We start from the raw sequence: 26,325 nt of genomic DNA on the forward strand, positions 1-26,325 counted from the left end.
TCATAAGTATTTAATAATCAAATTGTAGTAATATAAAATAGATTAAGTTAAAAAATATGATGTCTTGTTTGGATATAATAATATATTTTTGAAGCGTTATAGGACTTAAATTTTTGTGATTTTCAGCTATGAAAAGTTGTTTTACAAAATTTTTAAGTGAATCCAAAATTTATCTTATGAACCTTGATAAACATTACACCTTATATTTTTTCGAATCTGCTGTTAATAATATCATCGTTAATGTGGCCTTAACTGGGTTAATTTTTATTTCATTTCCTCACGATCCTGGCGCTTACCTTATCCCATTATTATTATTGGTTAATACTATGTGGTTCCTATTATTTATGATCTTCAATTACTTTAAAAATAATGGAGCTCTTTTTGTTTCAAAAAAAGCCGAGGCTTTACTATTTCAGCTTATTTCTTTTTATTTACTTAATTCAATCTTCTGGATACCTGGGATGAACCGGAAGTTCTTTTTGATTATTTATGGTGTATTTAGTTTATCGGTTTTGTTGTTGCATTTTTTTGGAAAAGCATTAAAAAAAATACTGTTATTAATATTATATAAAAAAGACAGGGAACGGCCTGAACCTAAAATAATCAGTAGACTAAAAGATTATTTTGGCAATGAGTTCTATGACAGCAATTTTCAACCATCTATTTCGGGATTTGAAAATAAAAAAATGAATACACTTCTTTATAATTCAAAAGGAGATATATCTAAGATAAGCAGGGTTTCGATAAATGGTGAAATTCAAATAGATGAAGTATTAGAAAATGCGGAATATACATTTGATAGGGTAAACCTTGGTGATAGAATTGCTGTTGGCAAACAATATTTAAACCCATATAACATTGGAATCAAAGGTGACTTAGCAGTAAAGAAAGTGATCAATAGATTATTAAAAAGGTTGTTTGACATAATTGTGAGTTTATTTGTAATTGTATTTTTTCTTTCATGGATGGTACCATTAATAGGCCTGTTAATTAAAATGGAAAGCCGCGGGCCTGTATTGTTCAGGCAACTTAGATCGGGGCGTAATAATAGACCTTTTTGGTGTTATAAATTCAGAAGCATGCATGTAAATGAAAGCAGCGATGAATTACAAGCTACAAAAGGTGATAGCAGAGTTACAGCAATAGGTGCATTTTTAAGAAAGACAAGTATTGATGAGTTCCCTCAGTTTATTAATGTACTTAAGGGAGAAATGAGTATTGTTGGCCCAAGGCCGCATATGCTTTTACATACTGAATTTTATGGGGCCAGAATTGATAATTATATGAAAAGGCTAACCGTAAGGCAGGGATTGACAGGATGGGCCCAGGTTAAAGGATACAGAGGTGAAACAGCAGATATACGATTTATGGAGGAAAGAGTGTATCATGATTTATGGTATACAGAAAATGGCAACCTATGGCTGGATATAAAAATTATTTTTTTGACTTTAATAAAGATATTTAATGATAAGAGCCGTGCTTACTAATCAATAAAGAATTACGAAAAATAACCTACACACTCAAAAACATGCTATTTTCGCGAAACATTCAACTGGTCATGTTTCGCACGCAGGAAAAGCTGAATTGCAAAATTACTTAACAAGCCTTTTCAAAGCAAGGGTATCAAAATGCTTTAATGCTTTTTGATAACTAATAGGATTGTTTGATAGATAATATCTCAATTGTTGTGGTTAGTAAGACTTAATGATTTTTTGGATAGAAGCTCTTTTTGAACAAATATGGCATGTATTTTATTATCTTTTTTGCCCACAGCCTTCTTGGTCAGAAGGCATAAAATATTGAGAATTCGTAATTATTATAATTTTTATTTTACCTATTAATTGTCCAATGCAAATAAAAAAAGTTGTTCTTCCTGTATCATGCATACTTTTTCTGTCAATGTTTTTTTTCCAGTCCTGTATCACATATAAAAATGTGCCTTATTTTCAGGATTTCCCGGATACAGCAAAGCCTGCAATTATTAAAACAATTCCTTTTAAAACGCCGGTTATTCAGTCTGATGATATTTTATCGATTACTATCCAAACAATTGATAATGACATAACAAATTTGCTGAATAATAATAATGGGGTTAATGGTGGAAACAGTAGTTTACCTGTAGCAGGTAGCTCCACAACACCAGGCACACCTAATCAATCAGCGATTGCCGGTTATTTAGTGGACAAAGCGGGAAATGTTGAACTTCCGTTTATCGGAGAAATAAAATTGGCCGGACTAACCACATCTGAAGCTCATAATCTTATAAAAAAAGAAGCCAATAAATATTTTAATAACCCTGTGGTAAATGTGCGATTTGCAAATTTTAAAATCACCGTGCTTGGAGAGGTTAACAGGCCGGCCTCTTACATTGCACCGAACGAGAAAATAAATCTGTTTGATGCACTAGGAATGGCAGGTGATCTTACCATATTTGGAAAAAGAGAAAATGTATTGTTGTTGCGTGATACACTTGGTGATAAGCAGATGATAAGACTAAACCTTAATTCAAAGGATATAGTAAGCTCCCCTTACTTCTATTTACAACCTAACGACATTGTGTATGTAGAACCAAGCAAATACAAAATTGCCAGTGTAGATGCGATAAGAAACAGGAATATTACACTTGCAGCTTCTGCATTAACAATTTTGCTTGTTCTTGTAACACGTATTGGAAAATAATAAATAATTTGAAAAATCCGATCCGGATGAATAATAATATGAATCATAAACAGGGGTTTCAAAAAAAGGAAGACGAATTCGATGTAAAAAAACTTATCGGCCGCTTTCTCGGATATTGGAAATTCTATGTTATTGCTATAATCTTTTTTGTTTTTCTTGGATTAATGTATATAAGATACTCAACGCCATTGTATGAAGTTAATGCTCAGGTGCTGGTACAGGAAGATCAGGGAGCAAGCTCTTCTTCCTTTCCTTCTTCGGACCTTATGAGTGATTTTGGGGATTTATTTGACGTGCAAAATAACGTTTATAACGAGCTTGCTATATTACAAACTAAAGATCTGCTTGAAAAAGTAGTGAAAGAAATGAATCTAAATGTGGTTTGTTATAATAAGGGCGATATAAGAGATGTGGAGGTCTATCAAAAAGCACCTTTCACAGTAAATTTTCAACCTTCTGTAGATACGATACTTGCCACAACCATATATCTTACATTTCCACAACAGAATAAAGATAATAGCTTTACTATTAATATTGGTGATACAAGCTATACAGCAAAATTCGGTGATGTATTAAATATCCCGACTGGTAAGCTAACTCTTACACGTTCAGGAATGCCTTTTCAAAGTAATAGTTACATACTTTCATTGAATTCAGTGGATGCTGTAATTGATGCAATCCAAAAGAACCTCAGTATTGATATTAAAGACAAAGAGACTACGGTCATTTTTCTTTCTTATAATACCAATGTCCCTAAGAAAGGAGAAGATATGTTACAAAATCTTATCACCTCCTATATCAATAGAAATCTTAATGAAAAAAACCAAATATCAGATAGTACAATCGCTTTTGTAAACAGTCGTATAAATATTGTTTCAAAAGAACTGGGTCTTATAGAAACGGATATTCAGCATTTCAAACAATCTAATAAGATCGCAGATATTACAGAGCAATCAAAGGCTTTGATTGATAATGGCAGTACATATTATGCAAAGCTTAATGAGCTTGACGTGCAGTTAAGCGTAGTAAAAACTATGCTTGGCTATATAGTGAACGAAAGCAATAACGACCGTCCTGTTCCTGCATTACTTACAGACGATCCCACTTTCCTTGGCCTTGTACAGGAATACAATAACCTGATTATACAAAAAAGCAGGGTGTTACTTTCTGTAAAAGAAGGAAACCCCATAGCGCAAAATATAACAAATCAAATCACAACACTTAGAAATGATATTGTAAAAAGTCTTCAGAACCAGCAAAAAACAATTGAAATAGGTAGAGACAGAATAGTTAAAGAAAACAATTTATTAGGAAGTAAAGTATACGACGTACCTGCACAGGAGCGCGAATATGTAAATCTTTCCCGTGAGAGAGATGTAAAGCAGGCGCTTTATCTTTACCTGTTACAAAAGAAAGAAGAAACAGCAATTACCAAGGCCTCAAATATGTCAAGCGCTGCTATTATTGAAAAACCAAGAGCCGATTTTCTTCCATATTTTCCCAATAAGCCTGTAATACTTGCTTTAAGTGTGCTTGTGGCGCTAATTGTTCCTACTGGTTTTATTATTTTTAAACAGCTTTTCAATACAAAAGTTTTGGCAAGAGAAGATATCACTAATACTACTCATGCTACTATTTTAGCTGAAATCGGGCATAGCGATAAGCAAGGTGTATTATCACCGGATACGGAAGGCCGTTCTGTAATTGCAGAACAATTCCGAATGTTCCGTACCAACATGGATTTTCTTATAGCCAACAAAAAACCTGCACATGTACTTATAACATCTTCCATGACAGGAGAAGGCAAATCATTTATCGCATCTAATCTTGGTATGTTATATGCCTATAGTGGCAAAAAGGTTTTACTAATGGAGCTCGATCTTAGAAAGCCCAAACTTTCTTCTATGCTTAACATGCCTAATAATACCGGTTTATCTAATTATATTATTTCAAACAAACCTTATCAGGACTTTATAAAACCCGTGCCTCAAAAAGATAACCTTTTTCTTATGAGTTCGGGACCTATCCCACCCAATCCGGCTGAATTACTCATGTCTGATAAAATGCGTGATCTGTTTGCACAACTTGATGAAGAGTTTGATATTATTATACTCGATACACCACCGATTGGCGCCGTTACAGACGCTCAAATATTATCAAAGTATAGTGATATTAATCTTTACGTAATAAGGCAGTATTACACATTGAAACATAATCTCGATATTATAAACGACCTGCTTGAGCATGAGCGTCTTTCTAATCTTTATCTCGTGGTTAACGATGTAAAAAAAGGCTCATCTTACAGGTACGGCTATGGTTACAGTTACGGTTATGGCTATGGTTATACCGAGGCTGAAAAGAAATCGAAGAAAAAATGGTTTGGGTTTAAAAGCTAAGAATTTTTTATGAGCCAGGCTTTCGTATTTCAATTGAACTTTTCTTGCGTCGCACTCTTGTACTAAAGAATATGCACGCAACTTATACAACCCAATCGCTGATCAGCTCGTATAAAATAAAGAGCAGATTTTGTAAGTACTGATCCTTAAATGAGCTTACGATTTTATTGCCTTCTGAAACTTTAAAAACTAAAATAATAGTTGTAAGAATAACTCAGAAACTATGCAGAAAGACGATAAAATATATATAGCAGGACACAGAGGTATGGTAGGCGGGGCACTAAAACGTTGCCTGGAAAAACTTGAATATACAAACCTGCTTACACGTACATCAAAAGAGCTCGATCTCCGAAGCCAGGCGGCAGTAATGGAATTTTTTGAACAGGAAAAACCTGCTTATGTATTTCTTGCTGCTGCAAAGGTTGGTGGTATAATGGCCAATAATACCTATCGTGCAGAATTTCTGTATGATAACCTGATGATCGAAACAAACATTATTCATGCAGCTTATATAAACGGAGTAAAAAAATTAATGTTCCTGGGAAGCTCATGCATTTACCCGAAACTTGCGCCGCAACCATTAAAAGAAGAATACCTGCTTTCTGGTTTTTTAGAAGCTACTAATGAACCTTATGCAATAGCAAAGATCACCGGTATTAAATTATGTGAAGCGTACAGAGATCAGTATGGATGTAATTTTATAAGCGCCATGCCAACCAATTTGTATGGTATTGGAGATAACTATCATCCCCAAAATTCTCATGTACTGCCTGCCTTGATACGCAAGTTTCATGAAGCAAAAGAAAACGACGAGGCTTTTGTTACAGTTTGGGGTTCGGGTACGCCAATGCGTGAATTCTTATATGCAGATGATCTTGCAGAAGCCTGCATTTTCTTAATGAAAAATTACAGTGAAAAACAATTTGTAAATATTGGTACAGGTGAAGACCTTACTATCAAAGACTTGGCAGAGATGGTAAGATCAACTGTTGGATTTGAAGGAGAGATCGTATTTGATGCATCCAAGCCGGATGGCACTCCACGCAAACTAATGGATGTTTCTAAATTGAATACACTTGGGTGGAAATATCATACAACACTTAAAGAAGGCATAAAGCTTGCATATGAAGATTTTCTAAGTAAACAATCAGTTGAAAATATGGCTAATTGATTGTTTATTGTTGACTGCGTTTTGTTGAAGATACTACTGCTGCTGCAGTGTGCGACGCAACAAATGCATAATAGCAGTAATAAAGTATAGACAATAAATACTTTTTAAAATAATACTGATCTTAATTATAGTTATAAAAATAAGCAAATGAAGACAGCATTAATTACAGGCGTGAACGGACAGGATGGTGCATATCTTTCGGAACTCCTGCTTGAAAAAGGTTATATGGTGCATGGTATAAAACGCCGTGCTTCTCTTATTAATACAGAACGAATAGATCATTTATACCAGGATCCGCATGAACAGGGTGTACGCTTTCGCCTGCATTATGGTGATATGACAGACAGTACCAATCTTATACGCATTATACAGGAAGTGCAGCCTGATGAGATATACAATCTTGCTGCTATGAGCCATGTAAAAGTAAGTTTTGATATACCTGAATATACTGCCAATGCAGATGGCATAGGCACCCTACGCATATTGGAAGCTGTGCGTTTACTTGGCCTTGAGAAAAAAACACGTATTTACCAGGCAAGCACTTCTGAGTTATATGGACTGGTACAGGAAGTACCGCAAAAAGAAACAACGCCTTTTTATCCACGCAGCCCTTATGCTGTGGCTAAATTATACGCTTACTGGATAACAGTAAATTATCGTGAGGCATACAAGATGTTTGCCTGCAATGGCATTTTATTTAATCATGAAAGTCCTTTGCGTGGAGAGACATTTGTAACACGTAAGATAACGAGAGCAGTTGCGGCTATTGCATTGGGTTTGCAAAAAACGCTATTTCTCGGAAATCTTGATGCACGCCGCGATTGGGGTCATGCACGGGATTATGTAAAGGCTATGTGGTTAATATTACAACAAGACGAACCGGAAGATTTTGTAATAGCAACAGGCATAACTACACCGGTAAGAGAATTTGTAAAAATGGCTTTTGCCGAAATTGGTGTGCAGCTTGAGTTTCGGGGAAGTGGCGTTAATGAAAAAGGTTATGTTGCTGCAAGCACACATGCAGATTTTCCATTGGAAACAGGCACTTGTGTTGTAGCGGTAGACCCCGCTTATTTCAGGCCAACAGAAGTAGATCTGTTGATTGGCGATCCTTCCAAATCAAAACAAAAATTAGGATGGGAGCCTGAGTGCACACTTGATCAGTTGGTAAAAGAAATGGTTACTGCAGATATTGAAGTTTTTAAACAAAAAAATAAAACGCAGTTTGAGCATCTTATAGGGTGATGTATTTTCTAAGAAAATTTTCAAAATCGTTTTTGGTTACCATCAAAAGTTTTTAATAGAAGCTTTGTTGCGTCGCACTCTTGTACTTTTTTACGTAAATCAGCAATTGGTGAAGTAAGTTTAGATCGGACGAAATTATAAAATTCTGATAAATTAATAACAAAGCGTACAAGTGTGCGACGCAACGAAAGTTTAATTAAAAAACTAAAGACGGGTTTATAATATTTGATAAGTATTATTTTTCAATTACAATATTCGAAAGCATAGATGTTCTTTCTGTCATTAATGATATATGTTTTTACATTCAGGTATGCAAAGAAAAACTTTGATGCCTATTTATTAATGCCCGGACTTTTCTTTTCCTCTGTTCTTATGGTTGGCCAAACAGTGTACTATTATTTTTCAATATATCCTGAGCTGGCAAATGGTTTTAAAATAGGTGTTTACACCAAGTTTGAATATGACTATAGAGTTTATCTTATACACCAGTTGTATATGGTGATGTGTTTTCTTTCTATGTATAAATTAAAAGTAAACCAGGTAGAAACGGGGAATGAAAAAGCAAACAAGGTTAGTGGAAAAATTACAGAAATATTAAACAAACAATATTTTCCTGCCAATGAAAAAACACTTCGTTTTTTTTATATACTGTTTGTTGGACTTTTGGCAATGACGCTCTATCATTTCAGTAATTTAGATACTAAAATACTATGGCAGAATAATCAATATTTATTATTAGGTAATCCTGATGAATTAAATCTTCCCCCTATTGCAAGCATCATACATTTTGCTGCAGGCATCATTGCTATACTTGTTCTTATACTTTCTCTGTTGATGTATAAAAGCGGCAGATATATTATGGGAACATTACTAATTCCTTTCTTTCTGTATTATTTACTATTAAAAGTAGCAGGCAATTCGCGGTGGGCACCATTGATAGTTGTATCAGCTTTACCATTTCTCTATAAACCTAAAAGTATTAGATCTGTAATTTCTATAAGTGCATGCTTATTGCTAACGCTACTGCTTTATATAGGTGTATTGTATGGAAGAAACGCGGCAAATCGCAATACACAAGGTATCGCAGCAATATCGGGTAATATAAGAAATGGAATTGAAGGTGCGGCTTTACTTTTTCCAAAAATTGCTACTACTGCTTTTTCTAGTGGATGGAACCTAAGCTTGTCATTGAAGAAGTTTGAAACTAAAGATGTGTCATTTGATCTGAAATATAAGATGCTTGTCTTTTCTCCTTTAATATCAAGTATCGACGGGTATAACGACAAACTAGAAGATAAGAACAGGCTTTTACTTAGTCCTTACGCACCGGTAGGTTTTATAGGTGAGACATATTTCCTTGGAGCAGGGTTCTTTCTCTTTGCCATCTTTTTTTTATATTTCGCAGTGAGATATTGCAATAAAATTGTTGCACGATATAATTTGCTTGGCATGCTGCTACTCTCTCCTGCCTTTTTGTTTTTCTTTAAGATGCAGGGATATCCCGTGAGAAATTGCTTTCGTTATCTTATAATAGGAATTATTTTGGGTTATATGCTGAACTGGTTTCAAAAAAGGAAAGCAAAAAGGAATTTATATATCGAAACATCTTATCATTCGGTCAAAAATTATTCTTTGCGGCAATAAGTAGGTTTATGTTCATATAAAATAATGCTATCGTATAATAAAATTGATCGAATATTTATTAAGTAAAAGATGCAGCAAGAGAATGAATAATCAACTTGATTTTTTAGTAATTGGTACTCAAAAAGGGGCAACTACATGGCTGTATGAATGCCTTAAAGAGCATCCTCAGATATGTTTACCTGCAGATAAAAAAGAAATAGAATATATAGGGGGCAAAATTTTTCAGGAAAAAGGTACTGATTGGTATTTTTCGCTGGTGGAACATGCAAAACAAAATCAGCTGAAAGGAGATGTATCAGTAGAATATATGTGGGATCCAAGCTCGCCGTCGTTAGTAAAGGAATTACTGCCTGATGTAAAACTTATTGCTTCTTTACGTAATCCGGCAGATAGAGCTATCTCTGCATATTATTGGTATTTGCGCAAGAATCTCTTACCATCAGATAAGAATATTTTAGAAACATTTCAATATCTGAAAACCTGTTACCTTGAAGGAAGAAGAGATGTACAGGGAGTAGATATTATAGAACGGGGCATGTATCATACACAACTTGCGAGGTATACTGCATTATTTCAACCGCAGCAAATACTGGTTTTATTGTATGAGGAAATTAAAGAGCAGCCTGGAAAAGTGTTAGAGCAGATCTACAATTTTTTGAATATTGATAAAAATTTTGTTCCTGTTGCTATTAATGAAAGACCGAAACAAAACAGTTATTCAAAATGGCTTGTTGCATTTGAAAGGATTGCTCCTAAATCCAAAATAATCGCAGCTGTTTCAAACAAATTAAATCAACTGACTTCTTCTCCTAAAACAAAACAGGAGTTATCACCTGAGAAAAAAGCAGCTTATAGTTTACTTGCAGAACTTTTTGAAAATTCTGTAATAGAAACAAACAAAATTATAAAAGCCTTGCCTGAAAAGAATCAACCTATAAAAAGTGATGTACTTAATATCTGGAATAAGCATTTATAAATAAAACATGAAGTATTTAATAAGTAAAATAAGCATTTATGCAAGAAATATATTAGCACTTAAATCAACAGATGTATTTCTTGTATCATTTCCAAAGTCCGGCAATACTTGGGTTCGTTTTTATCTTTGTAACTTGCTTAATAATATACCATCATTACATTTTACAGATCAGCCAATTGATTTTAAGATCCTGGATGATATAATGCCCGAATTAGGAAAAAATAATCTTACCGTTTCATGGCCCTATAAGGGGTTTCCGCGGATAATAAAAACTCATATTGCTTATAAACCGGTTTTGGGTAAACACCGAACAATACTAGTGGTGCGTGATCCCAGAGATGTCATGGTATCTTATTTTAAATTTGAAAAAACCAAGTCAGTATCAAATTTTACCGGAGATAACATAAGTGCATTTATTAAAAATCAAAAATTCGGTATAGAAGCATGGTGTAAACATTTTCTTTCCTGGCAGAGATATACAGCCATGATAGTAAAGTATGAGGATTTAAAAGAAAGAGATATAAATATTTTTGAAGAGATGAATAATTTCCTCAGCTTATCTGTAGATAAAAATGTTTTTTTAAAGTCAGTAGAACAATCCCGGTTTGAGAACATAAAGAAAATAGAAGAATCCAGAGGGCTTGCAGATCCATCAAAGGTGAATAGTAATTTTAAGTTTGCACGTTCCGGTAAAACAGGTCAATGGAAAGAGATGCTATCTGCTGAAGATTTGAATTATATTAAAGATACGCTTAACAGGTATTCGATTAACTTATATAATGATTATGAAGTTAGCTGATTTTAATTTAAAGCGTGTGTTAAAGCAGGAGCTTGAAATTAATAAAGAGGGTTGGAAAAGACGCCTTGCAATTAAAGCTTACAGGTATAAATTCTATTATTTTCAAATTAGAAAGAACAGGGTAATGTTGTTCCTTTCAAAAATATTTAGCCTCTTTGTGTCTTACATCATAAGATCCAATATACCAACTGAAAGAGTGGTTATTGACCCCGGTTTAAGGATACCCCATGCATTTGACAATGTTATAATAACACCTTTTGCTAAAATAGGTAAGAATGTAACAATTTATCATGATGTTACTATTGGTATAATTGATGGCGAAACATATTCCTTTGGGGATATCCTGATTGAAGATGATGTTTTTATTGGTGCTGGTGCTAAAATTATCGGAAAATGCAAAATTGGGAAAGGAACGAAAATAGGTGCTAATGCACTTGTAATATCTGAAAAGATTCCCCCGTATTCAATTGTTTTTGCTCCGAAGGCTACTATTATTTCAAAAAGAGATTCAGAAAATAAAAAGTAGAAGTTGATGAGTGACAAGAAAGCGAACATACTTTTCTTTTGTAGTTTCCCACCGCCCAATACAGGACAAACTATCGCTACAAAACTTATTCATGATGCACTTGCAGATTATTACTCAATAGACGTAATTAACATTGCTGATGAAAACCGATTCAAAAGAAAATCAGGAGCTTTCAGTTTTTCGATAGTAATTACACTGGTTAAGAAATTTGTAGAACTGAGAAAAAAGCTCAAGACAAAAAGTTATGATATTGTCTACGTGGTTTTTGCGCCATACACTTTTTCCTTATTAAGAGACTTAGCATATACGATAATCATTAAACGATCAAGTGAAGCTGTTTTAATTGCTCATTTGCATTGCGGTAACTACGGAGACAATTTTAAAAAGGGCATCAAAAAAAAATTATTCGATTATCTGTTGCAGCAGACAAACAAGCTTATTTTCCTGAGCCCTTTGCTAAAGCATTTTAAGTATCCCGCAGAGAAAACTTTCTTTCTTACAAATATGATATCAGCTGATGTTGTTTGTACTAATAAAGAAGTTGAAGAAAAGCTGAGTGCGAGACAAAATGAAGGTCAATTCAGGATTTTTTTTATTAGCAATATGATAATTGAAAAAGGCTATGAAGATTTAATTGCTGCAGCAAAAATTTTGAAACAAAAGAATACAAAATCATTTTCAGTTCATCTTGTAGGAAGCTGGCCTTCAGATGGTATAAGAGAAGAGTTCGAAAAAAAATTAAAAGAAGAAAAGTTGGAAGAATTGGTAAACATTTATGGAACTGTTACCGATAGGGCTAAAATAAAATCTTTCTTTTTGGAAGCAGATGTCTTGGTATTACCAACCTATTATCCTGTAGAAGCACAACCTCTTTCTATAATTGAAGCTTTTAATGCTGCAACGCCTGTAATATCTACATATCATGCAAGTATTCCAGACATGATAGCAGAAGGCAAAAACGGATTTTTGATACAGGCCAGATCACCAAAAGAAATTGCTGATAGAATAGAAACTTTATTTGAGTTTTCTTCGTGGCATCAAATGGCTTGTAATGCCCGCAAATCTTATCTCGAAACTTATCAACGGAACATTACTTTACCAAAATTGCTGGAGATCTTTAAATCTTAAAATGAATGAATAAAGCACCTGTATTGATTGTTGGTATGGCTCGCTCCGGAACTACCTTAGTTTCCCATATTTTAGGTAGCCTACCAGGGGTACATATAGAAGTGGAACCGCATGCGCTTTGGAAATCAGGTAATTTTAAATACTTAAATGATGAGGAATATGATGATAGAGATAAAATTGCTGCAAGTATCCGTAATAAGCTTACAAAAGATTTGTCTGGCAAAGTGCTTATAGAAAAGTCGCCTATCAATTGTTTACGGCCAAATCTTGTCTACAAAGTATTCCCTGATGCAAAGATCGTCTATATAGAAAGAAATCCTGTTCGCTGTATTTATTCCAATTATACCCGCTCTTTGAAAAGAGATTCCTTTAAATTATCCATCATTCTTAAAAAATATTTTGTTTACACTGGTTCCGAAGATTTGAAAGGAGCTATTAGTGAGCGAGGGTTGTTTAAACAAATCTCTTTTAAAGATATCCCTCGTTTTTTGCAGTACACAGCCAGAATGTTTTACCTGCGCCAAGTAGCGGGCACCCTGCCTTTCGGCCCTAAGCTAAAAAATTTTGCAACTATTGTAAAAAAGAAAGGTTTGTTGTATTATCACGTCGCCGTTTTTAAAGCAGCCCAGAGGTATAAAAAAATTTACAGTGAATTATATGGAAAAAATATGCAAACATTCAGCATGGAAAATATTATGAATGATCATAACGAGATCAAACGAATGTTGGACTTTCTTCAGTTTTCTTATTCTGAAGTGTGGATTAATAATATTCAAGGTTCTTTCGACAGTGAAAGAGTAAAAGAATCTGCTGAACCACAAGCTATAGACAAAGAGATACTGGCGTTACTCGATGATAATGATACAGGTAATGGTTTTTCATAGCATCCTTGCGTTGTCATCACTTTATGAAGTTGAGCAGAGTTTTTCTTGTGAATTGTTCAGAACTTTCAGTCCTTAATAATCTGACAATATTTTACTAGGTTTTGATAAAAAATAGGGAATTTTTGTTCCTGTTAAGCAAAATACTATTATTTTTAACGACTGATTTTAACTAACGAGTGCTTACATAATTATAAAAACCTGGATTATAATAATCCGGGTTTTTTATTTTGCTCCCAGTTATATCAAATATATTTATAATATTACAAATGTAATATATATATATATTAATTTACTTTCTTATAATAATTATAATATTTTGATTTAAAATACATATTTTTACGTGGATTTATACATTATATTTTACAATAAATAAAAAATATAAAATATAGTATTTTTTTAATATTTAATTGTCTTATAAAAATTATTGACGAATTTCATATGGCAAGCAATCGTTAGAGGACCTGTTGTTTCTACAATGGGTCTTTTCTATTAATAAATACGTAAGCTTGTAGATAAACCATTATCAATTTTAAATAATAGAAAAGTATAACTAGAAGGTAATCGATAAGATCTATAGCTGTCTCTTGAAACATTTCATTAAAAATCTGAGCAAAATATTTTCTTTCCAATTCTAATAAATCTGCACCCTTTTTTGAAAATGATATTAATAAAAAAGGTGCTCATGCGAACACGCACAAACACCTTGTATATGGAATAGGGAAGTTGGATCTTATTTTTTGGTAAGTATCAGCAATTCGTTTGCCTGTACTTCTGTAGCATATCTTTTTATACCTTCTTTATCTGTATAACTATGGTTCACCAGTTTACCCTCAATTAATACTTCAAGGCCTTTGGTGAAATATTTTTCTACTATCTCAGCGGCTTTGTCCCATGCAATAACATTATGCCATTGTGTTTCGGTTATTTTTTCGCCTTTTGCATTTTTATAAGTTTCGTTTGTGGCAAGGCTTATACGGACCAGTTTTTTACCACTATCCAATACTTTTACTTCCGGTGTATTACCAAGATTTCCGATCAATTGTACTTTGTTCCTTACGTTGTTCATGACTTTTGTTTTTACTTGATTTTCAAATTTGATTGCTCAACTGCGGCGGCCAACCGATGATGACACAAAATTGCGATGACACAAAAGCCTTACCCGGTGTTTAGTCGTTTACTTCGGAACTATGTACCTGTTGGTACAAATACAAGTTTTGCAATTAATTGATAATTAGAGTATTGCAAACTCACTAACATATTACAAAAAACATAAAGGACAAACTTAACTTTTAGGGATATTACCCTGTTCATAACATCCTATTTATAAGTAGCTTGCAACAGAGAGAGGCCACCAGTACCACATAATAGGTCTAATAAATTAACTCAAAAAGTGGTGTTTGAATAATAAAGCGGGTGTTTTATAATGTAGTTCACGCTTAATTGACATGTTTTATAAAGTGGCAATAAAGAAACTATTAGTATCATCAAAAGCAATACATTTGTACCAATTTATTGGTACTTTTATGGTACAAATAAAAAACCCGGTTTTTATACCGGGTAAACCTTGCGGTTTTTGCCTTCCAAGCTAAATAAGTGAGGGTTTAAAGAAGGAGGATACCAGAATCGAACTGGCCGTTACCAACTGGGTAGGAGGCGAACGGTCACCAGAACATCCCCCATTTTTGAATTGTTTAAAGGTTGCTTAATGCAACCTTTTTGCATCTAAATAGCAAACCTACTGTAAAATACTAATACAAAGCAAGATGTATTTTGCGTTGGAAACTTATCAACAGGAGAATGTGAATTAATTGTGTGCGAGGTTTACTGATTGAATGCAAATATGCAATATATAATCTACGATACTATAAATCAGCAACCACTTTCCTTAGATGGGTCTATAACAATTGCAAATATGGAAACTAAAGAAAGTATTACATTAAGCGGGAAAAAGGTATTTGAATTAGTTAAAGAATTTATTGCTTCGCAGCCCACTGTTTCCAGCTTTCAAATGCCATCGTAACATCATCTTTTATTTTTTGCGGCAAATCTGAATCGATAAAACCAAACTCAAAAATTGGCTGGTTATATCGTGTCCACATATGGTAAGCCAATCTATCATGAATGTATCTATCAGAAGGTTGTTGTATAAAATAATCTAAATTATTTTGCTCAACCATTAATAGGGCAAAGTCCAGTTCATTAGTTAGTGTAACATACTTTTGACCATGTAACATACCACTCATACTTCTATTTTTTAATCCACTACTTTCTAAAAAAATTTCTAACTCATTTAATGCTTTTAGCATTGCATCTTTCTGTTGACTAAACAGCTTTTCATACTCATAATTATCAGTAGATAAAGAAATAGCTTCGCTTATTTTGCCCATAGCATCACTAAATTCTTCGGGCGTTGGTGAAATATTTCTGCCTTCATCTTGAATTACAAAGTTTGCAATACCTGCTAATTTTTTCAATTCAGATATGCTGTTTCTATCTTTATAAGATAGACTTTCAATTTTTGTTTTCACTAAATCAATCATACAAAATATATTTATTACAATTTACTTAATAAATAAGCCTGAATAACACTTACGAAAATGCATTTAGAAAAAATGTCTTTTGGGTTTTTTGATTTACATTAAATACTTGACTTTCAATTCAAATATCAGTCCCAACAAGTATGTATATGCGGTTATTTGCATTAATAAATACAATGTATTATCTTAATAGTGTATGAGAAATTGGAGATTACAACAAGCGCATTGGATGCTCAAAATTTGGGCTATTATTATAGCGATAATAGTTATTATCTATTTAATTGATTGGATATTATGGATACGTATTATAAAATAGATAGAGCGGTTATAATTAACCGCTCTATCTATTATTCAGCAACAATATATGCGCCTTCTTTCCAATTTTGATTTGTTTCTAACCATTCAAGTAAAGCTCCCATAAACCCAAACCTTGCCGCTAATCCAGTAGCTTGTTCGAAACATACCTGTCCTGGTTCAAGTTCACGTATTAATATGCTTCTTTTGTAAATTGCTTGTGTTCCTTCAATTATAAAAGTGGTGGTAGTCCCCACTTTTACTATGCCATCTTTAGCAAGTTTACCCATTGTCTTCATGTGGGTTTCTATAAAGTCCATATCAACAGACGGGTAAAAGGTATCTGGCATAAATTAAGCTACAATCTCTAAGTGTGGATTTACATAATTTTCTCCTGTATGAAATAAACGTTCAAGTAATTCATCAGTTTCTTCTACATTGTATCCAAGCAGAGGTTCTCCACTTTCGCCATCTACAGCAATCCAACCTAATGCCTGTAGTTCTATTTCAATTCCTTGACCGAATTTCTCTGCTACAATGCAGAATGATTGAATAGCTTCTTTAATAGCTATTTCTGAATCTGCTTCATCTTTGGCAATAGTATCTATACCCAACAAAGGAAGTTGAATAAGTAATTTGCCATGATCTGAGGTCTTACTCCAAATCGGCATAAATACCGAAATAGAAGTAACTATCCCATTGTGACGGGCAATTTTAATGTTTGCTTCTGTGGTACTCATGATTTAATTCGCTTTACGGTTCGCAAGATATATATCAAATTTGATACTTAATAACACTTTGTGAATAAAGTTGTATTTATTTTATGTATTCATTTTATAAACGTATGACAATCATTATATATTTTATATGGCCGGATACTTGAATTGTAAGATAATATTTTTAAGGAACATGACAAAATGTAAATATGTTGAGCGGGTAAAAATAAATTAGGTATAATGCAGGACAAGTTTTATCTTTATGAAAATTATCTGCTATGCCTAATATTTTTTCACAATTTCAGAAAGAAGATGAATGTAGAAAAATGCTCGAAGCATCAAGATGGGAAAATGGTAAGCCACATTGTCCTTTTTGTGGTAATGAAAAATACTACGTTATTGAAGGTGGTAAAAGATATAAATGTGCGAATAATAAATGCTATAAAAAATACAGCGCAACAACAGGAACAATATTTGAAAATAGCAAACTTCCTTTGTCTTTGTGGTTTACTGCAATGCACATTATTACTGCTCATAAGAAAGGTATTTCATCTTGTCAGTTAGCAAGGGATTTAGGTGTTGAACAGAAAACAGCATGGTTCATGAACCATAGAATAAGAGAGGCTTTAAAAGAAAAGAATAGCCCATTATTGGACGGCACAATAGAAGCAGATGAAACATACATGGGTCGTAAATATAGAGCAGATTACAAAGGTTTACAACCTGAAGAAATAGACCATAAGTTAAGTTCTAAAATAAAAAATAAAGGTGCTGTATTAGGTTTAGCAGATAGAAAGAATGGCACAATAAGAGTAAAAGTTTTTGAAAGTAATAAGACTGAATTTGTAGTGGATGCAGTAAGAAAAAATGTATCACAAGGGAGCGTATTACATACTGATGGAAGCGAATTATACAATTCTGTGGAGGACGAATACTTTAGAGAGAAAGTTATCCATTCGAAAAAAGAGTGGGTAAAGGAAAGTATGATAGTTGATAAGGTGCATGTTAATAATGTAGAGAACTTTTGGGGTGTAATGAAAAGAGGTGTTTATGGTATATACCATCAAATAAGTTTTAAGCACCTTGAACGCTATGCTGATGAATTTAGCTATAGGTACAACTCCCGTAAAATATCTGATAAGGAAAGGTTTAATCTTACATTAGAAAGAGTAAATGGCAGGTTAACATATAACACTCTCACAGGCAAAAATGAAATATCTCCCGAAAAGTAATGGTAAATCTTATTACCTTTAGTTTGTAAACAAAATTACATGGCTAAAAACACTAAGGGGACTGGGAAAGCGGATGAACAAACAACAGTAAAAACACGTGCGAAGAAGTACGATGAAAAGCTCAAAATTAATGGGACTTTCGATGAATTACTGAAAGAGTTAGCAACGCCAACAAAGCCGCCCGTTTCCAAGCCTAAATGAGTATTACATAATAACGTTTATTGACGTACCGCTCAGGGGTTATTAGAGCTATAACCTATCGGCATATTTGTAATACTGCTCTTTCCCACTACAGGCTTTTCATTCAAAAGCCGTTTTCAAAAGTTAGTTTAAAGGGGTAAGTTCCCTAATCTGTACAAAGCAAGTATTTCGAGACTTGGATTAACTATTGAAATTTCACACTTTCCTCACCAATTTACTTTTCTAAATTTTTTTGTCCCAACACGAACATAGTTGCGGTTTACTTACGGATATAAACGTTTTTAAACGTTTAAAAACGGATAATTTTTGTATTTTGGGTAGTGTCTCAGTTTGAAAATATGCTCCCCCGGAAGTCCTTTAAAAATTTGATGTTTAGGGGACAAAATATGGTTTCAAGTCTCAGAATACTTGACATTGTACAGGACACAAAGAGCGTGTCAAAATCATATTTCTCATTGAAGTAAAAGAGCAGCAAATACGCTCTGCTATTGTATTAGGAATGAACCTAAGCCCATAGCATAACGGCCAGAACTACGAAGTATATCTACTTTAAGAGCTATATAAATATAGCAAAATTCATTCACTCATTTAATTATTTAAAATTATGAAAAGCAACTTTCAAGATATATCTTTAACGTCCCTTCAAAATGATATTATGGGTCAAAAAATTCCAATTAACAATACTCCGCAAGCGAATGAAGTATGGAAAGGTATCGGAGGCCATTTTGACTTTTTAAGTCAAATAATTCATGAATTTATTGATAATTCAATCTCTAATTTTATTGGCAATAATTCTTTGGCTAAAAATATTCTTATAACTTTTAGAGATATTGGCAATAATGTTGAAGTACTGATTGAAGATCAGGGAACAGGTATTAAAGACTTAAATGTAGCATTCTGTTTAGGCAATACTTCAATTGGAGATTCCCCACTTAATGAACATGGTTTTGGAATGAAACATGCATTAGCATCAGCAAATCCACAAAATAATAATTGGGCTGTTTATACTCGAACTAAAGAAGATTTTGATAAAAATCAATTTAAAAAAATATCCTCTCCATATAAGATTGTAGATTTTGAAGCAGACTTAATAACAATAGATGAAGAAAAATGGCCCGGACAATTTAATTCATCAGGAACATTTGTAAGATTTGAATGTAAAAGAGAAATGTTTAATACTTTAAGGAAAGGAATAAAAGGTGCTTTGCCATTAAGTATAGATGGGTTTATGGCATTTTTTAAAGAAGACTTAGGATTTGTTTATTCTAACATTCTTAAAGATGGGTATGCTACTATATCAATCGTCACTCCAAAGAATAGTTATGTAGTTGCGGCAGTAGAACCAAATTGGAAAGAATTTATAGGCCCAAAATCAGGAAATGAAGATTATGATTTAGGGAATGGTAACGTTACTATAAATTACCAGTTTGGTGCTACTAATGAAGCAATGTATAATAAATACTATTTGAAAAATCAATCTTCGTCTGGTGTAGAAATTAGAATAAATGGAAGGCTTTTAAGCTATAATATATTTAAAGACATTTGGAATTTAGAACCCCACCCTAAATACAATCATTTGCTTATTAAGTTGAATATTATCTCAAATGATAAAAGTAGATTACCAACTACAAGAACTTCAAAAAATGGAATCAGAGAAGGAGACGGCAAACTTGAAAAAATATATGAGTGGGTAAGAAAGAAATATAAAAAACCAGATACAGACGAAGACGTAAGGGACGAAGACCAAGATGAAATTAGCCTATTTGAAACATTAAGAGATCAAAAAAACACTCATTTAGTAGGTTGTAATGCTACTACTCAACAATATGTTTTCAATACAGTGGGTGAAAACGCAAGAATAGATTTGTACATGGATTTTAGAAATGATGTTACAATTTATGAAGGCAAAAAAGACAAGACAACATTTAAAGATGTGTACCAATTAAGAATGTATTGGGATGGATGTGTAATAGATGGAATAAACCCACAAGTAGGCATACTGATTTCAGCAGTTCATCCGAATTCAGTAAAAAAATTAGTTGATATTGTAAATAGTATGAAAGATCAAAATGGGAATAATTATAATTTCATAATGAAAACATGGAGAGATGAAATGATACCATATCCTAAATAGATTTAAAATGAGAAGAAAAAAGAAACCATATATAATACGACTACTTATCTTTTATGCTAAGTGTGTATTCTATTTGTTCTTCCCTTATTATGATTAATTGCTATTTTTAAATTAAAAAAACAAAAAATGAGTAATTACAATGTGGAAAGTTTTGAAGCTGAATCGCACAAGCGGTTAGAAGATAAGATTAATCTTTTTATACGCCAACAGCAAGATATTGTTCCAATTAATATTTCGATTAGCAACGTCTTAGATGATAGGGAAAATGTAACATTTTATGGAATGCTATTATATGGGTATTAATTAATAAGAAAGGGCTATTTTAGCCCTCTTTCTTTTTATAATTACCCCTTTTCTTTGGTGCTTCATCAGGTATTAACCTTGCAATATCTTCAATAGTCATTAGTCTTTTTATCAACTTAGCAGCCATTGCAGGTGGCACACGTAATGTTTTATGTATGCGTACAAAATTGTAATACACAAAATGAAGTGCTATTGCGTGACAATGATTTTCTATTTTTTTGCTGAATGCATTAGTTAATCTTGTAAATCTTCTCATACCCATTCTCATAGTTAAATTTGATCTTTCAACATAAGAAGTGCTTATATATTTTGCATCAGGTTCGCCAGTAACAATAGTCTTTTTGCAGCCTGTACATTCAGCCGGACTGTATTTTCTTTCTGTGCTTGTTGTACCCTCACTACCACCGTATAATTTGATTAACTGAGCAAAGTCTATCTGAGTGCCAAAAGCGTCTGAAACAGCTTGTAAATAAGGTTTGTGTCCGTCAGTAGTTAACTGCACTCTATTGTTTAATCTACTCGCAACATCATACATAAATTCATTTGCTGTTTCTGCATCTCTACTCCCAACATTCCATGCTACCATGAGTTTTGTATCAGCATCTAAAGCCGTCCAAGTCCAAACGTCTCCGGCTTGATCTTCCATGCCATCAGGTACATTCTTTTCTTTTGAATAAACAAAAGACCAAATCTCATCACACTGAATTTTTTGAGATGTAATACCTACAACTTTTTCATCGTGGAATTTTTGACAAGCAATACCAACATCTACCAATAGCTTAGTAACTGTATTGATACTTACATCAGCTATGCGAGAGCATGAGCGGAGACTATTACCCTCAACCAGTAAAGTAATAATCTGTACTTTTTTATGTAGTGGTAATCTGTTCATATCATAAAGATATGGTATTATGCTTGAACGGTTAAGCATTTTGTTCATTTTAATTTTATTTTCTGCTTTTTTAACTTTTATATGGTTAAGAATGTCTATGAAGTAACATTTTGGGAGTTTATTTTATACCTTAGATATAATAAAAAAGGAGAACGGCTGCAACCGTTCCCCTTTAATTCAATATTTTGTTTATTTTTTTGTGCCCTATTTCATACTTAGTAAAAAGCAAAATTACTAACAATATTTCTTTTGCTCAAAATTTACTGAGATGAAAACCATGCTAAAATTTTCAGTTAAAATAGACGATGATAATCATACTCTCTCAAAAGAAAATGGTATTTCTTTTGACAAAATTGCTGTGCTTCTAAAAGACCTATATGATGCAATTGAAACCAAGTTAGGTATCAAGTGTACTTTAGGGGAAATCAGGGGTAATTGTTATGCACTTGATTTTTATACAGAAGATGAAAAAATGCATGATAATTTTGTTGTTGTTCATAAAAACTTAGAGCAACATTCAGAGGTTGATTTAAGAGACAAAGAACAGAAATACGCAAAAACATTAAAGGGAATACTTGGAGATAAGTTTTATTTAAAAGCATATGATAAAACAGGTGCTGAAGTAGCTAAACTTAGAAGTCTTTCAATAGCCCAGGAAATAGAGCATTATTATAATACACAATTAGTTTATGGTATTTTCTCTGAACATGGGGCAAAAAGTCTGAAAGCCAAACCGCATATATTTATTAGTGGTTTGGAATTCAAGATATATATAAATGAGGAACAAGATTTACTACTTAAACCGTATTATAAAACTCATAAATTACGGTTCAGGTTAAGACAAAAAATATCTACCAAAGATGGCCATGTAATAAGTGCAGAATTGATTGAATTTGACCCACTCTCTAATTTCAACCTTTTAGAAAATATAAATTCACTTGATGCCAAAAATTTAAAAATCCTGAGTGATATAAAAGAATCAAGTGATGTAATAAAAAAACTATATGGCGATTAACACAAGACTATTAACCGGGTGGGAGAAAATTCTATTAGATACTACTGTAATTATAAACTTATTTCTTGCTAAGAAGGGATCAAATGATCCTATATGCCTTTTTATACAAAAGCTAATGTCCTATTTGGTAAATAATAATACTGCTTCAGGCAAAGAAAGACAGTTTTACATTTCAACTATAACTTTAAGTGAATTACTCTCAGATGAAACAGAGAGAGAATTAATTATGCAGGTACTAAGTGTGGTAAATAGTAAGAATGTTGAATTGATTGCATTTGACGATAAAATAGGTGTTGAGATAGCAAATAGCCTTTCCCATCATTTGTCAAGAACCGAATTGCATCGGTTTGCACAAGAAATAGGATGGAAAACGCATGAGTTAATGATGGCAAGAGAATGGATAAATAGAGATTATATGATTGCTATGTCGGGGAAAAACAGGAATATAGATTTGGCATTAACAGCAGATCATAAAACGTTTTATCCAATATGCAGAAACATAGATTTAGAATGTGCTGTTTGTGAAGAGGAGTTTTTTAATGTAGGTGGTATTAATATTTACGAATACCATGACTATAAAGCCGTATCAAAATACATTAGCATCCCTGCTATAATTTCTTAATCTTTCTTCTTCCATCTTGCCTTAGCTGCTTTCTTAGCTATCTCAGACCTCTTTTTTGAAGTTAATGCTTTAGCCCTTGCTGCACCACCTTTTAAACCTCCTAACCTACCCAAAGCAACAGCAGCCGGATTTTTACCGTCACTTACTATTTCTTCTTCACTTGTTGCAAGATCAACTATGCTTTTAGCTTTCTTGTTTACATCAGCCGGAAGTTTGATTTTCTTTGCCATGAAGCAAATTTACGTTGCTTATTCGGTCAAGCATAGCCAAAAGTCATAAAATTTCAAACTGAGACACTACCGTATTTTGAATGCATGGAACCAGCTACAACCCGTCCTTGCCTCGCCTGCGGAAAGCCTGTGAAGGGCCGTATTGACAAAAAATTCTGCGATGATTATTGTCGCAATGTTTATAACAACCAAACTAAACTTGATGAGAGTACATTGGTGCGCCAGATAATTAATACACTAAAAAAGAACCGCCGTATTCTTGCTGACTTTTTAGGAGATAAAGGAATCACAAAAGTTGCAAAAACCAAATTATTACAGGCAGGTTTTCAATTTAGCTATCATACACATCAATATGTAAATCAAAAAGGAGACATTTACTTTTTCTGTTTTGAGTATGGCTATTTACCATTAGAAAGTGATTGGTATTTACTGGTAAAAAGAAAGGAAGAAAAGAAAGAGCAGTGAATATAATAAAGCATAAAGCTTAATAAAAAGGAAACGTACGTTGTATTTCTTGTTCAATAAAGTTATAGCGTACAAGTGAGTGACACAACCAAAGCCTAATAGTAGCACTACGGCTAAGTACAAAAAATTAAAACGAAAAGCCCTCACTAAAAAGTGAAGGCTTTATATTTTTTTATTTCTAATTACCTGAATCCATCACCGTCCAGCAAATTACCAAGACCGCCAAGTATGCTGCCCTCTTCTTTGCGGTTATATGTGCCGTAAGAAAGAATACGTGCAGCAAGCCTGCTTACAGGTAAAGTTTGTATCCATACTTTCCCCGGTCCACGCAGTGTAGCGAAAAATAAACCCTCACCACCAAACAAAGTATTTTTTATGCCACCTACAAACTGGATATCATAATCAACACCACCGGTAAATGCAACAATACAACCTGTATCGATTCTTAGTAATTCTCCCGGCTGTAAATCTTTTTGAAACACATGACCACCGGCATGCATAAATGCCATACCATCACCTTCCAGTTTTTCCATAATAAAACCTTCACCGCCAAATAAACCCGTGCCTAGTTTGCGCTGGAATTCTATCCCAATACTTACACCTTTTGCGGCACAGAGAAAAGCATCTTTCTGACAAATTATTCTTCCGCCTAAACTTAGCAGATCAAGCGCAATTATTTTACCGGGATAGGGCGATGCAAAACTTACATGTTTTTTACCTTGCCCCACATTTGTAAATGCAGTCATGAATAAATTTTCTCCAACAAGCATCCGCTTGCCAGCGCTGAAGAGTTTATCCAATAACCCACCACTTTGTTGCTGGCTTCCATCTCCAAAAATGGTTTGCATTTGTATACTGTCATCCATCATCATAAAAGCACCTGGCTCTGCAACAGCCGTTTCTCCGGGATCAAGTTCGACTTCTACATATTGCATTTCTTCACCAAAAATGCGGTAATCAATTTCATGGTTGCGTATCATAATGTTTTGTTTTTACTGTAAAATATACAGCAAATAAATGCAGAATTTTATACACCGCATATAACTAATTTGATAAAAGGTATCACTGCTAATTATGTGGATTAAAACAAGTGTTGCATCTTATTATAAAACCAACACTATGGCAGATGTACAAACTTCCGAAACGCATAAAAAGAAAGGCATACAGCGCAGCAAAAAACTTTCTACCAAGGTCGATCTTACTCCAATGGTTGATCTTGGTTTCCTGCTCATTACCTTTTTTGTATTTACCACTTCAATCAGCAAGGCAACAGTAATGAAACTTAATATGCCGGATGACAGTCCCGATTCTCTGGTTACCGCCGGAGGCAAAACGTTGAACGTATTGCTTGCTGCCGACAATGTTGTTTACTACTATTATGGCGATAGTATAAACAATATGCACAACACTAATTTTTCATCGCAGGGTTTAAGAGCAGTGATACGAAATAAGAAACTGCAGGTACAGCAAAAATATGGCGATGGAAAAGAAACAGTAGTACTGATAAAACCCTTGCCCGACGCCACTTACAGCAATGTGGTAGATGCATTGGATGAGATAAAGATAAACATGATAGACCGTTATGTGCTGATGGATGCAGGCAAAGAAGAATCGGGCCAATTCTTAAAACATTGAAAAATTTTTTCTGTTTATTAAACTTCCTTTATACAGCATGGTCTGTAAACTATGTTATAAAGAAACAGGTGTTATTGTTGCATAAAACTTTATAGCATTGTATAAATGATATAACTTTTTTTGGGGGTACATATTACAGTCCCGTCTCTTTTGGGATGGGGCTTTTTTTTGTTTTATATTTTTTTGTTATCGGCATTTGTATTTCATGGCATCGCCGGTTGTGTCACTCACTTCATCTTTCAGATCAATAAGTAACAGAAAGCACAAAAGTGCGATGCAACAACCGATGCCATAAAAATCTATAGCCCAGGCCCATAAAAATTTTCTTATTGCGGTTCATCAGGATCGGCTTTTTCCTGCGTTTCTTCTAACTTATCGGAATCTTTTTCGCAGCGGAGTTTTACCTGCGGATCTTCTTGTGTACCAACAACAGTAAATGGAATACCAAGAATACCAAATGGCGGCAAACTAATAAATGGTTTGGGAAAATAATCTGACAACAACGTAATATCTGTTAACTCTGCAGTTCCTGAATTATGCAGGCTGTTGTAGCGACCTGCAGTTGCATCGCTTTGCAAACCGTGGAGAATAAGATTGGTTT

Annotated in this window: 26 protein-coding genes; 18 read left to right on the forward strand and 8 right to left on the reverse strand. The window is 33.6% G+C overall.

Features of this window, described 5'->3' with window-relative positions; genetic code table 11:
• Positions 1–176: 176 nt before the first annotated feature.
• The 11 genes from FRZ67_RS23645 (at position 177) to FRZ67_RS15085 (ending at position 13,448) form a co-directional block, all read left to right on the forward strand.
• On the forward strand, positions 177–1,487 hold the full coding sequence (locus FRZ67_RS23645; protein WP_225975350.1) for a sugar transferase: 1,311 nt from the start codon (positions 177–179) through the stop codon (positions 1,485–1,487).
• A gap of 448 nt (positions 1,488–1,935) precedes the next feature.
• A complete protein-coding gene (locus tag FRZ67_RS15040; protein ID WP_225975351.1) occupies positions 1,936–2,679 on the forward strand; it encodes a polysaccharide biosynthesis/export family protein in 744 nt (247 codons plus the stop codon).
• Positions 2,680–2,705: 26 nt separating this feature from the next.
• The gene (locus FRZ67_RS15045) at positions 2,706–5,075 is read left to right on the forward strand and encodes a GumC family protein (RefSeq protein ID WP_147190703.1); all 2,370 of its coding nucleotides are present in this window, start codon (positions 2,706–2,708) and stop codon (positions 5,073–5,075) included.
• Positions 5,076–5,298: 223 nt separating this feature from the next.
• Entirely contained in the window at positions 5,299–6,246 is a 948-nt protein-coding gene (fcl, locus tag FRZ67_RS15050) for a GDP-L-fucose synthase (RefSeq protein WP_147190705.1), read from the forward strand.
• Between the two features lie 147 nt (positions 6,247–6,393).
• Complete coding sequence (gene gmd / locus FRZ67_RS15055) at positions 6,394–7,491, forward strand: GDP-mannose 4,6-dehydratase (protein ID WP_147190707.1); 1,098 nt, start codon at positions 6,394–6,396, stop codon at positions 7,489–7,491.
• 285 nt (positions 7,492–7,776) lie between these two features.
• A complete protein-coding gene (locus tag FRZ67_RS15060) occupies positions 7,777–9,135 on the forward strand; it encodes a hypothetical protein (protein ID WP_147190709.1) in 1,359 nt (452 codons plus the stop codon).
• 82 nt (positions 9,136–9,217) lie between these two features.
• The gene (locus tag FRZ67_RS15065) at positions 9,218–10,111 is read left to right on the forward strand and encodes a sulfotransferase domain-containing protein (RefSeq protein WP_147190711.1); all 894 of its coding nucleotides are present in this window, start codon (positions 9,218–9,220) and stop codon (positions 10,109–10,111) included.
• A gap of 7 nt (positions 10,112–10,118) precedes the next feature.
• Positions 10,119–10,910 carry a sulfotransferase domain-containing protein gene (locus FRZ67_RS15070; protein ID WP_147190713.1) on the forward strand — a complete coding sequence of 264 codons (792 nt, stop codon included), beginning with the start codon at positions 10,119–10,121 and terminating at the stop codon, positions 10,908–10,910.
• The gene (locus FRZ67_RS15075; protein ID WP_158638378.1) at positions 10,897–11,436 is read left to right on the forward strand and encodes an LbetaH domain-containing protein; all 540 of its coding nucleotides are present in this window, start codon (positions 10,897–10,899) and stop codon (positions 11,434–11,436) included. The genes FRZ67_RS15070 and FRZ67_RS15075 overlap by 14 nt, the downstream gene beginning before the upstream one ends.
• 6 nt (positions 11,437–11,442) lie before the next feature.
• Complete coding sequence (locus FRZ67_RS15080; RefSeq protein WP_147190716.1) at positions 11,443–12,564, forward strand: glycosyltransferase family 4 protein; 1,122 nt, start codon at positions 11,443–11,445, stop codon at positions 12,562–12,564.
• A 5-nt stretch (positions 12,565–12,569) separates the two neighbouring features.
• Entirely contained in the window at positions 12,570–13,448 is an 879-nt protein-coding gene (locus FRZ67_RS15085; RefSeq protein ID WP_147190718.1) for a sulfotransferase family protein, read from the forward strand.
• Between the two features lie 730 nt (positions 13,449–14,178).
• Here FRZ67_RS15085 and FRZ67_RS15090 read toward each other — a convergent pair.
• The 4 genes from FRZ67_RS15090 to FRZ67_RS15105 form a co-directional block, all read right to left on the reverse strand.
• Positions 14,179–14,514, reverse strand: coding sequence for a single-stranded DNA-binding protein (locus FRZ67_RS15090; RefSeq protein WP_147190720.1), 336 nt, complete (start codon positions 14,512–14,514; stop codon positions 14,179–14,181).
• A 907-nt stretch (positions 14,515–15,421) separates the two neighbouring features.
• Positions 15,422–15,988 carry a hypothetical protein gene (locus FRZ67_RS15095; protein WP_147190722.1) on the reverse strand — a complete coding sequence of 189 codons (567 nt, stop codon included), beginning with the start codon at positions 15,986–15,988 and terminating at the stop codon, positions 15,422–15,424.
• Between the two features lie 344 nt (positions 15,989–16,332).
• Complete coding sequence (locus FRZ67_RS15100; RefSeq protein WP_147190724.1) at positions 16,333–16,629, reverse strand: hypothetical protein; 297 nt, start codon at positions 16,627–16,629, stop codon at positions 16,333–16,335.
• 3 nt (positions 16,630–16,632) lie between these two features.
• Positions 16,633–17,019 carry a hypothetical protein gene (locus FRZ67_RS15105; protein WP_147190726.1) on the reverse strand — a complete coding sequence of 129 codons (387 nt, stop codon included), beginning with the start codon at positions 17,017–17,019 and terminating at the stop codon, positions 16,633–16,635.
• Between the two features lie 254 nt (positions 17,020–17,273).
• Here FRZ67_RS15105 and FRZ67_RS15110 point away from each other — a divergent pair, with 254 nt between their 5' ends.
• The 3 genes from FRZ67_RS15110 (at position 17,274) to FRZ67_RS15115 (ending at position 20,562) form a co-directional block, all read left to right on the forward strand.
• Complete coding sequence (locus FRZ67_RS15110) at positions 17,274–18,227, forward strand: IS1595 family transposase (RefSeq protein WP_147190728.1); 954 nt, start codon at positions 17,274–17,276, stop codon at positions 18,225–18,227.
• A gap of 39 nt (positions 18,228–18,266) precedes the next feature.
• Positions 18,267–18,428, forward strand: coding sequence for a hypothetical protein (locus tag FRZ67_RS23435; protein ID WP_158638379.1), 162 nt, complete (start codon positions 18,267–18,269; stop codon positions 18,426–18,428).
• Between the two features lie 655 nt (positions 18,429–19,083).
• A complete protein-coding gene (locus FRZ67_RS15115; RefSeq protein WP_147190730.1) occupies positions 19,084–20,562 on the forward strand; it encodes an ATP-binding protein in 1,479 nt (492 codons plus the stop codon).
• 322 nt (positions 20,563–20,884) lie between these two features.
• Here FRZ67_RS15115 and FRZ67_RS15120 read toward each other — a convergent pair whose 3' ends face one another.
• Complete coding sequence (locus FRZ67_RS15120) at positions 20,885–21,757, reverse strand: DDE-type integrase/transposase/recombinase (protein WP_147193235.1); 873 nt, start codon at positions 21,755–21,757, stop codon at positions 20,885–20,887.
• A 268-nt stretch (positions 21,758–22,025) separates the two neighbouring features.
• On the opposite strand from FRZ67_RS15120, the gene FRZ67_RS15125 reads away from it, so the two are divergent.
• Entirely contained in the window at positions 22,026–22,772 is a 747-nt protein-coding gene (locus FRZ67_RS15125; protein WP_147190732.1) for a hypothetical protein, read from the forward strand.
• Positions 22,762–23,394, forward strand: coding sequence for a type II toxin-antitoxin system VapC family toxin (locus tag FRZ67_RS15130; protein ID WP_147190735.1), 633 nt, complete (start codon positions 22,762–22,764; stop codon positions 23,392–23,394). The genes FRZ67_RS15125 and FRZ67_RS15130 overlap by 11 nt, the downstream gene beginning before the upstream one ends.
• Here FRZ67_RS15130 and FRZ67_RS15135 read toward each other — a convergent pair.
• Positions 23,391–23,624, reverse strand: coding sequence for a hypothetical protein (locus FRZ67_RS15135; protein ID WP_147190737.1), 234 nt, complete (start codon positions 23,622–23,624; stop codon positions 23,391–23,393). The two genes, FRZ67_RS15130 and FRZ67_RS15135, sit on opposite strands and share 4 nt — an antisense overlap.
• An 84-nt stretch (positions 23,625–23,708) precedes the next feature.
• Here FRZ67_RS15135 and FRZ67_RS15140 point away from each other — a divergent pair, with 84 nt between their 5' ends.
• Positions 23,709–24,089, forward strand: coding sequence for a hypothetical protein (locus FRZ67_RS15140; protein ID WP_147190739.1), 381 nt, complete (start codon positions 23,709–23,711; stop codon positions 24,087–24,089).
• A 182-nt stretch (positions 24,090–24,271) separates the two neighbouring features.
• On the opposite strand, the gene FRZ67_RS15145 is transcribed toward FRZ67_RS15140, so the two are convergent.
• Complete coding sequence (locus FRZ67_RS15145) at positions 24,272–25,069, reverse strand: TIGR00266 family protein (RefSeq protein WP_147190741.1); 798 nt, start codon at positions 25,067–25,069, stop codon at positions 24,272–24,274.
• A 94-nt stretch (positions 25,070–25,163) separates the two neighbouring features.
• Here FRZ67_RS15145 and FRZ67_RS15150 point away from each other — a divergent pair, with 94 nt between their 5' ends.
• Positions 25,164–25,724, forward strand: a complete 561-nt coding sequence (locus FRZ67_RS15150; RefSeq protein WP_147190743.1) for an ExbD/TolR family protein — start codon at positions 25,164–25,166, stop codon at positions 25,722–25,724.
• Positions 25,725–26,050: 326 nt separating this feature from the next.
• On the opposite strand, the gene FRZ67_RS15155 is transcribed toward FRZ67_RS15150, so the two are convergent.
• Positions 26,051–26,302, reverse strand: a complete 252-nt coding sequence (locus tag FRZ67_RS15155; protein WP_147190745.1) for a hypothetical protein — start codon at positions 26,300–26,302, stop codon at positions 26,051–26,053.
• Positions 26,303–26,325: the final 23 nt, after the last annotated feature.

The organism is Panacibacter ginsenosidivorans, assembly GCF_007971225.1.
Taxonomy (GTDB): Bacteria; Bacteroidota; Bacteroidia; order Chitinophagales; family Chitinophagaceae; genus Panacibacter; species Panacibacter ginsenosidivorans.